Source organism: Bacillus infantis, from assembly GCF_008180445.1.
Classification (GTDB): Bacteria; Bacillota; Bacilli; order Bacillales; family Cytobacillaceae; genus Bacillus_AB; species Bacillus_AB infantis_B.
Genome location: NZ_VTER01000016.1, coordinates 1 through 15,374, shown reverse-complemented (window position 1 = coordinate 15,374; position 15,374 = coordinate 1). Strand labels below are relative to the sequence as shown.

Annotated in this window: 15 protein-coding genes, 1 tRNA gene and 1 rRNA gene; 11 read left to right on the top strand and 6 right to left on the bottom strand. The window is 45.7% G+C overall.

Annotated elements, in window-relative coordinates:
- Positions 1-289 precede the first annotated feature (289 nt).
- Complete coding sequence (locus FZD51_RS23115; protein WP_148976882.1) at positions 290-1,480, top strand: ornithine--oxo-acid transaminase; 1,191 nt, start codon at positions 290-292, stop codon at positions 1,478-1,480.
- Positions 1,481-1,552: 72 nt separating this feature from the next.
- Here FZD51_RS23115 and FZD51_RS23110 read toward each other — a convergent pair whose 3' ends face one another.
- Positions 1,553-1,783 carry a DUF378 domain-containing protein gene (locus FZD51_RS23110; protein WP_009795402.1) on the bottom strand — a complete coding sequence of 77 codons (231 nt, stop codon included), beginning with the start codon at positions 1,781-1,783 and terminating at the stop codon, positions 1,553-1,555.
- A 175-nt stretch (positions 1,784-1,958) separates the two neighbouring features.
- On the opposite strand from FZD51_RS23110, the gene FZD51_RS23105 reads away from it, so the two are divergent.
- The 3 genes from FZD51_RS23105 to FZD51_RS23095 all read left to right on the top strand — a co-directional run bounded on the left by FZD51_RS23105 (position 1,959) and on the right by FZD51_RS23095 (position 5,216).
- Positions 1,959-3,122, top strand: a complete 1,164-nt coding sequence (locus tag FZD51_RS23105) for an iron-containing alcohol dehydrogenase (protein WP_148976881.1) — start codon at positions 1,959-1,961, stop codon at positions 3,120-3,122.
- A 190-nt stretch (positions 3,123-3,312) separates the two neighbouring features.
- The gene (locus tag FZD51_RS23100) at positions 3,313-4,662 is read left to right on the top strand and encodes a glucose-6-phosphate isomerase (protein WP_148976880.1); all 1,350 of its coding nucleotides are present in this window, start codon (positions 3,313-3,315) and stop codon (positions 4,660-4,662) included.
- 146 nt (positions 4,663-4,808) lie between these two features.
- The gene (locus FZD51_RS23095; protein WP_148976879.1) at positions 4,809-5,216 is read left to right on the top strand and encodes a YugN-like family protein; all 408 of its coding nucleotides are present in this window, start codon (positions 4,809-4,811) and stop codon (positions 5,214-5,216) included.
- 6 nt (positions 5,217-5,222) lie between these two features.
- Here the strand turns inward: FZD51_RS23095 and FZD51_RS23090 are convergent, their stop codons facing one another.
- Positions 5,223-6,209, bottom strand: coding sequence for a potassium channel family protein (locus FZD51_RS23090; RefSeq protein WP_148976878.1), 987 nt, complete (start codon positions 6,207-6,209; stop codon positions 5,223-5,225).
- Positions 6,210-6,627: 418 nt separating this feature from the next.
- Positions 6,628-7,416, bottom strand: a complete 789-nt coding sequence (locus FZD51_RS23085; RefSeq protein WP_148976877.1) for an SDR family oxidoreductase — start codon at positions 7,414-7,416, stop codon at positions 6,628-6,630.
- A 136-nt stretch (positions 7,417-7,552) separates the two neighbouring features.
- On the opposite strand from FZD51_RS23085, the gene FZD51_RS23080 reads away from it, so the two are divergent.
- The 3 genes from FZD51_RS23080 (at position 7,553) to FZD51_RS23070 (ending at position 10,582) form a co-directional block, all read left to right on the top strand.
- Positions 7,553-8,539, top strand: a complete 987-nt coding sequence (locus tag FZD51_RS23080; RefSeq protein WP_148976876.1) for a Gfo/Idh/MocA family protein — start codon at positions 7,553-7,555, stop codon at positions 8,537-8,539.
- A 50-nt stretch (positions 8,540-8,589) separates the two neighbouring features.
- Positions 8,590-9,675 carry a nitric oxide synthase oxygenase gene (locus FZD51_RS23075; protein WP_148976875.1) on the top strand — a complete coding sequence of 362 codons (1,086 nt, stop codon included), beginning with the start codon at positions 8,590-8,592 and terminating at the stop codon, positions 9,673-9,675.
- 97 nt (positions 9,676-9,772) lie between these two features.
- Positions 9,773-10,582, top strand: a complete 810-nt coding sequence (locus FZD51_RS23070) for a YitT family protein (RefSeq protein ID WP_009795391.1) — start codon at positions 9,773-9,775, stop codon at positions 10,580-10,582.
- 90 nt (positions 10,583-10,672) lie between these two features.
- Here the strand turns inward: FZD51_RS23070 and FZD51_RS23065 are convergent, their stop codons facing one another.
- Positions 10,673-10,864, bottom strand: a complete 192-nt coding sequence (locus FZD51_RS23065) for a hypothetical protein (protein WP_009795390.1) — start codon at positions 10,862-10,864, stop codon at positions 10,673-10,675.
- Between the two features lie 116 nt (positions 10,865-10,980).
- Positions 10,981-11,053 (bottom strand) — tRNA-Ala (locus FZD51_RS23060).
- Between the two features lie 253 nt (positions 11,054-11,306).
- Here FZD51_RS23060 and FZD51_RS23055 point away from each other — a divergent pair.
- From FZD51_RS23055 to FZD51_RS23045, 3 genes are all read left to right on the top strand, one after another.
- Positions 11,307-12,008: an MgtC/SapB family protein gene (locus FZD51_RS23055; protein ID WP_187445871.1), complete on the top strand. Its 702-nt coding sequence runs from the start codon at positions 11,307-11,309 to the stop codon at positions 12,006-12,008.
- Positions 12,009-12,162: 154 nt separating this feature from the next.
- Complete coding sequence (locus FZD51_RS23050; RefSeq protein WP_187445874.1) at positions 12,163-13,071, top strand: DMT family transporter; 909 nt, start codon at positions 12,163-12,165, stop codon at positions 13,069-13,071.
- Positions 13,072-13,125: 54 nt separating this feature from the next.
- Positions 13,126-13,710, top strand: coding sequence for a GNAT family N-acetyltransferase (locus tag FZD51_RS23045; protein WP_187445870.1), 585 nt, complete (start codon positions 13,126-13,128; stop codon positions 13,708-13,710).
- Between the two features lie 159 nt (positions 13,711-13,869).
- On the opposite strand, the gene FZD51_RS26335 is transcribed toward FZD51_RS23045, so the two are convergent.
- Positions 13,870-14,046 (bottom strand): hypothetical protein, encoded by a 177-nt coding sequence (locus FZD51_RS26335; RefSeq protein ID WP_187445869.1) that lies wholly within the window; start codon positions 14,044-14,046, stop codon positions 13,870-13,872.
- 459 nt (positions 14,047-14,505) lie between these two features.
- Here FZD51_RS26335 and FZD51_RS23040 point away from each other — a divergent pair.
- Positions 14,506-15,374 (top strand): 16S ribosomal RNA (locus FZD51_RS23040); the annotation flags it as partial.

The following is a 15,374-nucleotide window of genomic DNA, read 5'->3' as shown; positions in this document are numbered from 1 at the left end:
GGCAGCTCCCTTGTTTTGTCTTTTTTTATTGTAAGGCTTTCCTGTCTTATGGTGCAAATAATTTTTGCTTTATTAACTCCAACTTGATTAAAGGCGCAAATTTTTTTTGCTTTCGAGACATTTAGATGAGGATATTATCCCTATTTAAAGCTGGCACATAACTTGCATCTGTAATAAGTGATTTCAGATGATGTTTTTCAGAAGAATCAGGCATCTTCCCTTTAAAGGGAAGCCTATTAACGTTACAATGAAAAAGACAATTTCTAAGTGTGAATGGAGGAATCATTATATGGCAGACAGCAGCCAGTTAATTCAGCAGACAGAAAAGTTTGGGGCAAATAATTATCATCCTCTTCCGATCGTTATCTCAGAAGCTGAGGGGGTTTGGGTGAAGAATCCTGAAGGTGAGCGGTATATGGATATGCTCAGCGCCTACTCGGCCGTCAATCAGGGCCACCGCCATCCGAAGATCATACAGGCCTTGAAGGATCAGGCAGACCGGGTAACCCTGACTTCGCGCGCATTTCATAATGACCAGCTTGGGCCTTGGTATGAAAAGGTCAGCGGGCTGACAGGCAAGGAAATGGTCCTGCCGATGAACACGGGCGCAGAAGCGGTTGAAACAGCTGTGAAGGCCGCGCGCCGCTGGGCATATGACCGTAAAGGGGTGGCCGGGGACCAGGCCGAAATCATTGCCTGCATCGGGAACTTCCATGGCAGGACGATGACAGCCGTCTCGCTATCTTCTGAAGAAGAATACAAGAGGGGCTTTGGGCCGATGCTGCCTGGCATCAAGCTTATCCCATACGGTGATCTGGAAGCGTTGAAGAATGCGATCACTGATCGTACAGCAGCTTTTCTGATCGAGCCTATCCAAGGGGAAGCCGGGATTGTTATCCCTGAAGAAGGGTTCCTGAAGCAGGCTTCCGATCTGTGCCGCACAAACAATGTTCTGTTCATCGCCGATGAAATCCAGGCTGGCCTGGCCCGTTCAGGTAAAATGTTCGCCTGTGAATGGGAGGGTGTTGAGCCGGATATGTATATTCTCGGCAAGGCGCTTGGAGGCGGAGTATTCCCGATTTCATGTGTGGCTGCCGATGAGGATGTTCTTGGGGTTTTTAATCCTGGCTCGCATGGTTCAACCTTTGGAGGCAATCCGATGGCCTGTGCAGTGTCAGTAGCCGCGCTGGATGTTCTGGTAGATGAAAATCTGGCGGAAAGATCCCGGAAGCTCGGGGGTTATTTTATGTCCAAGCTTAAAGAAATCGAGAACCCGGTCATTAAAGAAGTGAGGGGCAGGGGCCTGTTTATCGGTGTAGAGCTGACGGAGCCTGCACGCAAATATTGCGAAGCCTTGAAAGAAGAGGGGCTGCTCTGCAAAGAGACACATGATACGGTCATCCGTTTTGCGCCGCCGCTGGTGATCAGTGAAGAAGATCTTGATTGGGCAATTGAAAAAATCAAAAAAGTATTGAGCTAAAAACACAAAAACTCCCCCGGCAGCGGGGGAGTTTTTCCATTAGAATCCTCAATGGATCCGGCGCCAGCCGAATTATGAACGATTTGTTTCAGGAGCACGTTCTACTTCTTCGCTTGGCTTGAATAAAAGGCCGAGGTTGATAAGACCTGCGATACCTACTAGTCCATACACAATGCGGGCAAGAGCAGAGTCTTGTCCGCCGAAAATTGCTGCAACAAGATCAAATTGGAAGAAGCCGACTAAACCCCAGTTGATAGCACCAATGATCGTTAAAACCAGTGCAATGCGTTGAATGGCACTCATGTTGTTTCCTCCTTTTGTTATTCTTTCTTTACTAATGTGATACAGTCATCCAGTAATTATTCATGCTCTAATGACTTTGTTTTTAGTGTTCCCAAGCTCTATATCAAAAAACGTACTTTTTGCATTACAAGGGCAAATAACAGATAATAATAACGAAGAAAAGGAGGATGCTTTCATGCAAAACTTTACATTTTCAAATCCGACAAAATTGATCTTCGGCAAAGATACGCTGAAGGAGCTGCAAAATGAGATTCCCCAATATGGAAAGAACGTACTGCTGGTATATGGGGGAGGAAGCATTAAACGAAGCGGCCTTTATGATAAAGTATTGGCTGAGCTGAAGGATATCGGTGCGGAAGTGTCCGAGCTTTCAGGAGTTGAACCGAATCCAAGGCTTTCAACGGTCCATAAAGGAGTGGAAATCTGCAAGGAAAAAGGCATTGATTTCATCCTTGCTGTCGGCGGAGGAAGTGTGATCGACTGCACAAAGGCAATCGCGGCAGGGGCCAAATATGATGGAGATGCCTGGGATCTTGTTACTAAAAAGGCCTTCGCAAATGAGGCGCTTCCTTTTGGGACTGTACTGACCCTTGCGGCAACCGGTTCAGAAATGAACGCTGGTTCTGTTATCACTAACTGGGAAACGAATGAAAAGTATGGATGGGGAAGCCCTGTCACTTTTCCTAAGTTCTCTATTCTGGATCCGGTCAACACATTCACAGTCCCAAGAGACCAGACGATTTACGGCATTGTGGACATGATGTCGCATGTGTTTGAGCATTATTTTCATCTGGAAGAAAACACATTGCTGCAGGACCGCATGTGTGAAGGGCTCCTGCTTACAGTAATGGAAACAGCGCCTAAGCTCCTCGAAGATCTCGAGAATTATGAACACAGAGCAACCATCCTCTACAACGGGACAATGGCTCTCAATGGCATGCTGTCAATGGGCTACCGGGGAGACTGGGCAACCCATAATATAGAGCACGCAGTTTCAGCTGTTTATGATATCCCGCATGGCGGAGGCCTTGCCATCTTGTTCCCGAACTGGATGAAGCATAACTTGAGCGTGAAGCCTTCCAGATTCAAGCAGCTGGCAGTCCGTGTCTTCGGTGTAGATCCTGAAGGAAAGACAGATGAAGAAGCAGGACTTGAAGGCATTGAAAAGCTGAGGGAATTCTGGAACAGCATCGGTGCTCCATCACGCCTGGCTGATTATGATATAAATGAAAGCGGCGTTGAAACGATGGCTGACAAAGCTATGGCCAACGGCGAGTTCGGAAACTTCAAAAAACTGAACCGAGAAGATGTCGTGAGTATCTATAAAGCCTCTTTATAAAAATGAACCTGGTGCCTGGCACCGGGTTTTATTTTAGCTGAAAAACATAGGTTCCTGCTCCACTTTTTCCAGTTGGTTCCTGTGTAAAAAAAAACCGAAATTGGACACGCTTACATTATGACTAGTTTCTTGATTACTGTCACACCTTTCGTTAAAGTAGAAGAGAATAAAAATAATTGGAGGATCATTCATGACACATGTTTGTTTTGATTACTCAAAAGCACTAAGCTTCTTTGGTGAACACGAGATTACATATTTAAGGGATGCCGTTAAGGTTGCCCACCATTCCCTGCATGAAAAAACCGGGGCAGGGAGCGACTATCTTGGCTGGATCGATCTGCCTGCTGACTATGATAAAGAAGAATTTGCCCGCATCCAGAAAGCGGCTGAAAAAATCAAGAGCGACTCTGATGTGCTGCTCGTCATAGGCATCGGAGGCTCATATCTGGGTGCCCGTGCAGCCATAGAAATGCTGCAGCACAGCTTTTATAATGAACTTCCAAAGGAAAAGCGGACCACTCCGCAGGTGCTCTTCGTTGGAAATAATATCAGTTCAACTTACATGAAGGACGTTATGGACCTGCTCGATGGAAAAGACTTTTCAGTCAATGTTATTTCCAAGTCGGGAACGACGACAGAGCCGGCGATTGCCTTCCGTATTTTCCGCAGTCTGCTTGAAGAAAAGTATGGAAAAGAAGAAGCGCGCAAACGCATCTATGCTACAACAGATAAAGCGAGAGGCGCACTCAAAACATTGGCTAACGAAGAAGGCTATGAATCCTTCATCATCCCTGATGATGTCGGCGGCCGCTATTCAGTACTGACAGCAGTCGGCCTTCTGCCGATTGCGGCAAGCGGGGCGGATATCCAGGCTATGATGGAAGGTGCTGCCAAGGCCCGTGAAGAATACAGCAGCTCTGAAGTCGAAGAAAATGCTGCCTATCAATATGCAGCTGTCCGCAATGCCTTGTACAATAAAGGAAAAACAATTGAAATGCTGATCAACTATGAGCCGGGGCTTCAATATTTTTCTGAGTGGTGGAAGCAGCTGTTCGGCGAGAGTGAAGGGAAAGACCAGAAAGGGATCTTCCCGGCATCAGCCAACTTCTCTACAGATCTTCATTCCCTTGGACAGTATGTGCAGGAAGGGCGCAGAGATATCTTTGAAACGATCATCAAGGTGGAAAAACCGCGCCATGAGCTGACAATTGAAGAAGCTGACAGCGATCTGGACGGCCTGAACTACCTTGCCGGCAAGACCGTAGACTTTGTTAACAACAAAGCCTTTGAAGGAACAATGCTTGCTCACACAGATGGCGGGGTTCCCAACCTGATCGTTACCATTCCTGAAATGGATGCCTATACATTCGGATATCTCGCTTACTTCTTTGAAAAGGCGTGCGCTATGAGCGGTTACCTTCTGGGGGTCAATCCTTTTGACCAGCCTGGAGTAGAGGCTTATAAAGTCAATATGTTCGCGCTGCTTGGAAAGCCGGGCTTCGAGGAGAAAAAAGCAGAGCTTGAAAAAAGGCTTAAATAGAGACAAAAACGAGAGTGCTGAAAATGTTCAGCACTCTTTTTTATTTTATTCACTGGCTGACTTCCTCAATAAGCCCTTCCCGCGAGAAAATATGATAGATAAAACCAGACCGGGGATACTAAAAAAAAGAAAAGAGGTGCTGTAAAATGATTGAATTACCATCCCGGGTGGAAGGGAAACACTTTGATCTGTATAAGCTTGAGCAGCTGCTTAAGCCGGCTGGCTATACGGTTGGAGGCGGCTGGGAATATGACCATGGTGCCTTTGATTATAAGATAGATGATGAAGTGGGCTATCAATTCCTGCGCGTGCCTTTCAGATCAATTGATGGCCAGCTTGATTCAAGAGGCTGCACTGTTGAAATTGAGCGGCCATTCCTTCTCTCCCATAAATATCAGCGCGGGCTGGATGATCATGCTTATACATGGAACCATACCGCTTCGTTTAACCAATTCTCGGAGCCGGTGGACAAAGACGCGAGCTTCCCGGACAAATACGTGGATATCGGCCGCTCGCTTGTCCAGGAGCTGGAGTCGCTTTTGCTGGACCGCTGAATTAAATCAGGCAATGACAATCAGCTCATCATCTGAATCGATGCTGAAAGGGTGGGGAGGATTCACAAAAGTTTCCTCTCCTCTTTTTATTCCAAAGAGAAGCATGCCATCTTTCAGCAGCAGCGCACTTAAATCAGTAAAGGTCACCTCGTATTCAAAGTCCTTGGCCGGCATGAGCCTCAGTCTTCTGCCGTTCAGGTGACCGAGCAGATCCAGGAAAGAAGTGACCATTTCCTGTGCTGAAATGCTGTGGATCATAACGGAGCTGGTCAGGATATTCGTCTGGATGATTTCATCCGCTCCTGCCCTTCTTGCGTTGGCAACCTGTTCAGATGTGAGGATTTCGACAATGCATGGAACACCGGGATTCAATCCTTTTACGGCAAGAAGCGACAGAATTGAATTCATATCAGCCTGAAGTTCATCCCTGTTCTGGTCGGCTGTAATGATTACTTTGTTTGCTTTCCGGATATTTGCTTTCAGGAGCACCTGATCCTGATTTGACCGTCCTTGTATGAAATGAACTACCCCCGGGGATGGATTGGATCGGAGCGTCTCATCAATAAGTGCAATAGAAACCCCTTTATGCTCCTCCGCCAATGCCGTGATAAGTTCTCTTGAACGTTCATTCCAGCCGATAATGATTAGATGTTGTTCTCCTTTAAAATTCACTTTGCCCTCCAAATAATCATTTTGTCTTGTTACAGCAGCCGCAGCCAGAGTTACAAAATAGGTTGACAAAAAGCCCGCCCCGGTAAGAATTAAAATAATGCCAGTTACTTTCCCTGGTACGGTATGCGGCACATAATCCCCATAACCTACTGTGGAAGCTGTGATGACTGCCCACCATACTCCGTCAAACACCGTGGGAAAATTATGCGGCTCCAGGATGGAAATGATAAACCCGAATGTCAGAATCACCATTAGTGCAATGAGAAGTATCCGTATAGCGAGCGGGAGCCTTATAAAACTGGAATAAATGAAATGCGGCATGCTGTTCACTCCTTCTAAATGCAGACACCTACCAGTATGAACCAAGTCCCTTTTTCCAAAACATAAATAAAAGGAATAGCACTTATACTCTCAATTGTATTTACCAATGATTCTCTCTGTTATAAACGCAGATGCATATAGAAAAATATTTTATTGCGGGCAAGGAATTACAGAAGAAATGGAGAAATAAATAAGGTGCTGGGATTCTCAGGGAAAGGGGAAATGGAGGATTATACATATCAGTTATGCGGAGCTTATGCTTTATTTTCGCACAAACCTTAAAAGGGAGCTTACTTTAAAAGAAAAAATCTTTTTACAGGAGATATCCCGGAAAGAGGTTGAAAAAAAGAAGCCATATTACATATAGCATGAAGAAAGCCCGGCAGCTGCCGGGCTTTCATTTTCATTAAGCGCATAATTACAGGAGTGATTCGGCCCCGTCAATGTATACCTCCGTGCCGGTAATATGGCTGGACAAATCGGATGCAAGGAAATGGACCAGGTCGGCAACTTGTTCGGCAGAACCTGGATGGTCCTCGAGGGGCATGCTTCCCTCCGGAAATTCAACAGGTATTTTTACTTTTTTCAGATTTTCTTCCTCTGGAAAAGTATTTTCTTCGATATTCGTGTTGATGGCTCCAGGGCAGATCATGTTGACGCGTATGCGGTATCCTGCCAATTCAAGAGCAGCCATTTTTCCAAAGCTGACCTGCCCGCCTTTGGAGGTGCTGTATGCTGACATCCCAAAGTTGCGGAAGGTTCTGTTGCCGTTGATGGAGCTGGTGATGATGATGCTCCCGCCCTCTCTTTTGAGAAGGGGCACTGCATATTTCACTGTCAGGAAGGTTCCTTTCAGGTTTGTTGAAATGGTCGTGTCCCATTCTTCAGGACTCAGGTCTTCGATAGGTGCAACAACGCCATTTATCCCGGCATTGGCAAAAACAATATCAAGACGCCCCCATCTGCTGGATACCTTCTGAAAAGCCTCCTCCACCTGCAATGGAACAGAAACGTCTGTTTCAATGATCATGGCTTCTCCGCCTGCTGACTCTATATGATCTTTTACTTCTTTTGCAAACTCTTCCTTAACATCGACAAGAGCAATTTTAGCCCCTTCTTCAGCAAGCCTGATGCTGGCAGCCTTTCCAATTCCAGAACTTGCCCCGGTGATTAAAGCGACCTTCCCTTTCAGCGCTGATCGGCCCATCCGTACATACCTCCTTTTTCCAGTCATTTTCCCCCAGCCTGCTGAATCAGAAACCACAAATTGCATCTGCTGGCGAAATAGGCAGAAATACTGTATCCTTTTGGGGAGAATAATAAGCATTCATGGAGGTGCCATAATGGTTCGTTTTGGTGTGATTGGAACCAATTTTATTACAGAAAGATTTCTTGATGCAGCCGGTAAAGTGCAGGATTTTTCGCTTACGGCTGTTTATTCACGAACAGAAGAAAAAGCGAGGGAATTTGCAGATAAATATGGTGTGAAATATACATACACGTCCTTAGAGGAAATGGCGGCAAGCAGTGAAATTGACGCTGTCTACATTGCCAGCCCCAATTCACTTCATGCAGAACAATCAATTCTCATGATGGAACATGGCAAGCATGTGCTCTGCGAAAAGCCTGCAGCGAGCAATGCGGCTGAACTAAAGCTTATGATTGAAGCTTCACAGAGGAATAAGGTAGTACTGATGGAGGCGCTGAAGTCCACTTTGATGCCGAACTTTAAAGCTGTCCAGGAGAACCTTGATAAAATCGGACCGGTCAGAAGGTATTTTGCTTCCTATTGCCAATATTCTTCACGATATGACGCATACAAGGAAGGGACAATCCTGAATGCCTTCAAACCTGAGTTTTCCAACGGTGCATTGATGGATATAGGCATCTACTGCATCTATCCGCTGGTGGTACTCTTTGGCAAGCCGGATGAAGCCAAGGCGCAGGGGGTTATGCTTAATTCAGGAGTTGATGGGGAAGGAAGCATGGTATTGAAGTATAAAGAGATGGACGCTGTCATCATGTATTCTAAAATTACCGACTCCCAGCTTCCTGCTGAAATTCAGGGAGAGAACGGAAATATAGTCATCGATAAAATCCATACGCCGGAAAAGGCTGAAATCCGCTATCGCGGCGGCGGCTCAGAATCAATTACAAGAGAGCAGAAGGAAGCCTCGATGTATTATGAAGCAGAAGAATTCGTCGGGCTTGTCAAAAGCGGAAAGCTGGAATCGGCAACGAACACATTGTCCAACTCCCTTGCTGTCATGGAAATTCTTGATTCTGTGAGAAGCCAGCTTGGCATCGTCTACCCTGCAGACCAGAACTGAACGGAAATGGCCATTGCATCAGGATCACTACACGACAGGGGGGCAAATTTTTGGCAAAGGAACTGAGGAAGGAAGCAGAGGGCTTTATTGCTTTATGCCATAGAGAGCTGAATAAAAGCAGCAGCGAAACAGAACAGCGCCTCAACGAAATCCTCGATGAGATAGATCGTACAGGCAGTTATCATCACAACTATGAAGAGCTTGAGTATGGTGCAAAAACGGCCTGGAGGAACAGCAACCGATGCATCGGCAGGCTCTTTTGGGACAGCCTTAAAGTGTTCGATGAAAGGGAGCTTGAGACTGAAGACGAAATTGGCCAAGCTCTGCTGAGGCATATCAGCTATGCTACGAACGGCGGCAAGGTGAGGTCTGCCATCACTGTATTCCGTCAGGAGGAAAAAAACAAAAGAGTCAGGATTCTTAACCACCAGCTGATCAGATATGCGGGCTATGATACCGGTGAAAAGATTATAGGCGACCCAGCCTCCGTCAAACTGACGAACATGTGCCGTGAATTGGGATGGGAAGGGAAATACGGGCAGTTTGACCCGCTGCCTCTTCTTGTCCAGATAGATGAACGGAAGCCGGCGCTATTTGATGTGTCTGCTGAAGATATTCTTGAAGTGCCGCTTGAGCATCCTGAGTTTGAGTGGTTCAGCGATCTGCAATTAAAGTGGTATGCTGTTCCGTTCATTTCGGATATGTGCCTTGAAATCGGCGGAATCCGCTATACGGCTGCACCCTTTAATGGCTGGTATATGGGGACTGAAATCGGCGCCCGGAATCTTGCGGACGATTTCAGGTATAATCTGGTCCCGGTAATAGCGGACAGGATGGGGCTTGATACTAAGAGAAACGCCTCCTTGTGGAAGGACCGTGCGCTGGTTGAGCTGAATACAGCTGTTCTTCATTCCTATAAAAAGAAGGGGGTCAGCATTGTTGACCACCATACAGCCGCACAGCAGTTCAGGCTGTTTGAAGAAAAAGAATCAGCATGCGGCAGGCCGGTAACGGGTGAATGGACCTGGCTGATCCCGCCCATATCTCCGGCAGCCACACATATTTTTCACAGCAGCTATAAAAATGAAGTCAAAACGCCAAATTTCTTTTACCAGGAAACTGATTCCCAGTTATAGTTATTTATTCTGAAAACACTATTTTTTAGGGATTCCTTTATTTCTCTACTATAATAAATTAAATTATTATTGTTGTGGAAATAAAGGGGGATGCCATATGAAAAATTTACTGATCATTATTCTGGGTTCTGCGATTGTAGGCTTTGCTTATAATCTATTCCTGATCCCCCATGAAATCCTGAGCAGCGGTCTGAGCGGGGTGGCAATCATGCTCGGCATCATTACACCCTTCAATACAGGCCTCCTCAACTTTCTGTTGAATCTGCCTTTACTGATCCTTGGGGTCATTAAGCTTGGGAAACGGTTTATCTTCTATACAATCGTTTCCGTGCTGACGCTTTCCGTCAGTCTTTACTTAATACCCGTCAACGCAATCTCTTCTGAGCCTATATTGTCATCCGTATTCGGCGGGGTATTGACGGGGGCAGGAATCGGGCTTGTGTTCAAGGCTTCAGGCTCCTCAGGGGGATTTGATATCATTGCCATGCTTTTGACGAGGAAAAAAGACTTCCCTCTTGGCGCCATTCTTTCATTGATGAATGCAATCGTGGTTTTGGCTTCAGGCTTCATCTTCAGCTGGGATGCTGCATTGAACACAATGGTAGCCATCTATGCCACAGGCAAGGTGGTTGATACTATTCATACGAAGCATATTAAGCTGACGGTGATGATCGTAACAGCCAAAGGAGAAGAAATGAAAGCAAAGCTTCTCTCAAGCATCTACAGGGGAATTACGGTTATCAATGGGGAGGGCGGCTATACAGGGGAAGGCAGGAAGATCCTCATGACAGTCATAACCCGCTATCAGCTGACAGAAGTCAAGAGCATGATTGATGAGGTTGATCCACAGGCCTTTGTCAATATTACAGAAACGACCGAAGTTCTGGGTTCTTTCCATAGAACCTGAGGATTTATACAAAAATAAAGACCCTTGGCCAATTGCTGCAATTGGTCAAAGGTCATGTTTTATCTGCTGTATTTAAATATTCGGCCATCCTCATTTATCCTTTAGTAAATCTTCCTCAGTAAAATCCGCCTCTTTCACTGCAAAGTAATTCAAGCCTGCTGCGGCAGTAAAGGCTGCTGCCAAAATAGCAATCGTTGAGATCATGCTAATCTCTCCCATCATTTTTATTGTGTTATGGGCATTATTCCCGTTCTGCAGTGCCTTAAACACGTTAATGGTCATGGTATATTTTACCTGAATAACATGATGGAGTGAAAATTAGTATTTAAAAAACTATATTTATTATGCTAATAAAACAAAAAAGCCAAAATCCTATTGGATTCTGGCCTTTGAATATATGGAGCATAGCGGGCTCGAACCGCTGACCTCTACGCTGCCAGCGTAGCGCTCTCCCAGCTGAGCTAATGCCCCGTATTCGGTACAAGAAAAATTATATCCGTAAATGATCAAATATGCAAGAGGAAATTCTAATTTTTCTTTTTTTAAATAAAACCTAAAGTTTTCTGCCAGTGATCCTGAAAGTACACAATAATATTAGAGAGTAAGGCTGCATAAAGTAGGAAAAAGAAAAGTATGCTTACCGCTATTTTTATCCAAAAATTAGTTTATTCAACTATCTATATTGGAATATTTATATAGATAGAAATAGAAGAGGGGATACCTTATGGAAGAAATGTTTTATACAGTGATAAAAAATGATGTGCTTGTAAAGTTGTGCTTCGCAGCTTTGGCAGGGCTTGTCATAGGTTTGGAAAGGGAACTGAAAGGAAAGCCGCTCGGGCTCAAGACCTGCCTGATTGTTTCGGTTATGGCATGCCTCTTGACTATTGTGTCATATGAATCGGCTTTTCTTTACTCAAAAGAGTATTCCCGGCCGATGGACCCGGGGAGGATTCCTTCTTATGTAATCAGCGGCATCGGCTTTCTTGGAGCCGGTGTAATCCTTCGCAGGGGCAATGAAGCCATTTCCGGGCTGACGACAGCTGCTCTTGTGCTGGCTTCAGCAGGGATTGGGATTACCATCGGAGCAGGCTTTTATATAGAAGCACTATTAGGAGTTATTTTTATCATTATTGGAGTTAAAATGATTCCTGCTTTGTTTGAGCGGGTAGGACCAAAAAAGCTGAAGGAAAAGGAAATCAGGGTAAAGCTGTATATTGAGAAATGTACGGACCTGACAATCCTGATGAAGGAAATAAAAAGCAAGAAATTAGGAATCAAGCGGGTCCGTGTCAAAGAGGAAGCAGATGATATACTGATCAATTGTGTGATAACGACAACGAGGAGCATGTATACGACCGATGTTTACTATACAATGAAATCTTTGATTGGTGTGATTGCTGCAGAGGTTGAGAGCGGGGAATAGAACAAAGAAGTGCCAGTCCCATTTTGGGCCGGGCGCTTTTTCATTTTGATTTGAAACTTGCCATAGCGAAAAAAGATGGCCATGTGAAAACCGGTAAGTGTAATATTATAGCTGTACTGGATTTTTCTTAGAAGGAGATGCGATCTTGCCAAAGATAAACCCTTATGCAGCATTGGCGATCGGTGTGGTGTCTGTTTCCACATCTGCCATCCTAGTTAAGTTTTCAGCTGCGCCATCAGGAGTGATAGCTTTTTATCGTTTATTCTTTTCTGTTTTGCTGATGCTCCCTCTCGTATTATTTAAATATGGGCCAGAACTCAAACAGATTGGCTGGCGGGATTGGCTGTATTCGGCCATAGCCGGGATATTCCTTGCCTTTCATTTTATCCTCTGGTTTGAATCTCTCCGCTTTACTTCAGTGGCAAGCTCAACTGTCCTTGTTACCTTGCAGCCGCTGTTCGCTTTTGCCGGGACCTACTTATTTTTCAAAGAAAGGTTTACTGTGAAAGCAATATTGAGCGGAGTGGTCGCAATTGGAGGAAGTGTACTTATCAGCTGGGGGGACTTCAGGGTCAGCGGAACTGCATTGTTTGGAGATCTTTTGGCCCTTGCTGCCTGTGCACTGGTTACAGCTTACCTGATGTTTGGGCAGACAGTGCGAAAAAGGCTGTCTCTTATTACTTATACATTCACCGTGTACAGTATAAGTGCCTTGACCCTTTTGATCTATGTAATCGCTGCCGGTGAGCCTCTTGGACCTTATCCTGCAAGCGACTGGGTCTACTTTATTCTCCTTGCGCTTATTCCGACCCTGCTCGGCCATACGCTTTTCAACTGGTCCCTGAAATGGCTCAGCACCTCCACGATTTCTATGGCTATCCTCTTTGAGCCGGTGGGTGCTGCTGTCCTGGCATATTTTTTGCTAGGGGAGTTAGTGGCCTGGTATCAGGCTGCTGGAGGAATGATTGTCATCGGGGGGATCATGCTGTTCCTTGCAGATGGGAGAATGATGAAGAGGAAAGCAAAGAAGGCAGAAGCAAGCGGAAATCACCCAAGCCATTAGGCAATGAAGCTTTTAGTGTATATGATGAGTGTTGTTAAGAGGAGGGTGATTGGTATGGCAGGGATTGATGCGGCCTTTGCCTCAGAATTCCCCATTATAGAGACTGAAAGGCTTCTGCTCAGGAAGCCTGCGGCGGATGATATTCCGAAGCTGTACAGCATATTTTCTGATCCTGAAGCAACCAGGTTTTATGATGTTGAGCCCTTTAGGTCCGTCAGTGAAGCAGAAGATCTTCTCGAAAGTCTATTGTGGAGATACAGTATGGAGATGCAGATCAGGTGGGCTATCTGCTGGAAAGAAGACAAAGCCCTCCTGGGAACCTGCGGATTCCATTCTGTTGAAAAGCTTCATAACAAGGCGGAAATAGGTTACGAGCTCCACCCGGACGCCTGGGGCAAAGGTGTTATGTCAGAAGCCTTGGATGCGATTATCAGCTATGGCTTCATCTGCATGGACCTGAACAGGATAGAGGCGGTCCGCCTTCCGGAGAATGCTGCCTCTAAAAAGCTTCTTGAAAAAAAGGGCTTTAAAATAGAAGGAATACTAAGGAAGCGGTTTGTTCACAGAGGAATATACAAAGATGCTGTCATTTCTGCGCTGCTGCAGGAGGAGTACACTAGTGACAGATTTGAAAAATAAAACTTAAAGAATGAGGAGAAGCAGATACAGGCTGTGATGCCTTTATCCTTCGTTCATCTGCTTGTGCGCCCCTTCTTGCCTTTTAGAGCTAAGGTAAGGGGAATTCCAGCAAAGCTGAAAAGTGGCCGTCCTCAGCAGGATGGCCACTTTTAATTGGTATTAGATAAATGCATAAGTAAGCCCGGAGAAAATAAAACCGGATACCGTTGTGAAAATAAAAGTGCCTCCGTAGACCTTTTCTTCCGAGTCTGCAATTTTAATTCCTTCGAAATAGGAAAATGCCAACAAGAATACAGCCATGATAAATGATAAGTAGAGTGCGGCGGTTTGAAGCATATATCTCACCTTTCGAATATGTTACTATATTATATGGACTGGCTTTTTAATGTATGACCCATTCATTTAAGTTTTCTTATTTCCGTGTTGATTGCGGGAATACGGGGCGCCAGCTGAGGCATTTTTTAGAAGCCCAGCCTGAATGAGATTGGGAAACACATCAGAGCAGTGTTGCAATCATTCCTTCATGTGAAAAAAATAGCGGGCAAAAAAATGAAATTAAATTCAAAAATTATATTGCAATTGTAATTTCACCATGATATATTATTACTTGTCCTCACGAGGAAGAAACGAAAACATCGAATTTAAGTTTTGAAAAACAAAAAAGATGTTGACTTCTTCGATTGAAGATGTTATATTGATAAAGTCGCTTCTGAGCGGCGGAGATTGTCCTTTGAAAACTGAACGAACAAAAACGTCAACGTAAATCTTATTTTTATCAGAGCTAAATCTTACTCTTATATGGAGAGTTTGATCCTGGCTCAGGACGAACGCTGGCGGCGTGCCTAATACATGCAAGTCGAGCGGACGGATGGGAGCTTGCTCCCTGAAGTCAGCGGCGGACGGGTGAGTAACACGTGGGCAACCTGCCTGTAAGACTGGGATAACTTCGGGAAACCGGAGCTAATACCGGATAATGCATTTCCCTTCATGGGGATATGCTGAAAGATGGTTTCGGCTATCACTTACAGATGGGCCCGCGGCGCATTAGCTAGTTGGTGAGGTAACGGCTCACCAAGGCAACGATGCGTAGCCGACCTGAGAGGGTGATCGGCCACACTGGGACTGAGACACGGCCCAGACTCCTACGGGAGGCAGCAGTAGGGAATCTTCCGCAATGGACGAAAGTCTGACGGAGCAACGCCGCGTGAGTGATGAAGGTTTTCGGATCGTAAAACTCTGTTGTCAGGGAAGAACAAGTGCCGGAGTAACTGCCGGCACCTTGACGGTACCTGACCAGAAAGCCACGGCTAACTACGTGCCAGCAGCCGCGGTAATACGTAGGTGGCAAGCGTTGTCCGGAATTATTGGGCGTAAAGCGCGCGCAGGCGGTCTCTTAAGTCTGATGTGAAAGCCCACGGCTCAACCGTGGAGGGTCATTGGAAACTGGGGGACTTGAGTGCAGAAGAGGAAAGTGGAATTCCACGTGTAGCGGTGAAATGCGTAGAGATGTGGAGGAACACCAGTGGCGAAGGCGACTTTCTGGTCTGTAACTGACGCTGAGGCGCGAAAGCGTGGGGAGCAAACAGGATTAGATACCCTGGTAGTCCACGCCGTAAACGATGAGTGCTAAGTGTTAGAGGGTTTCCGCCCTTTAGTGCTGCAGC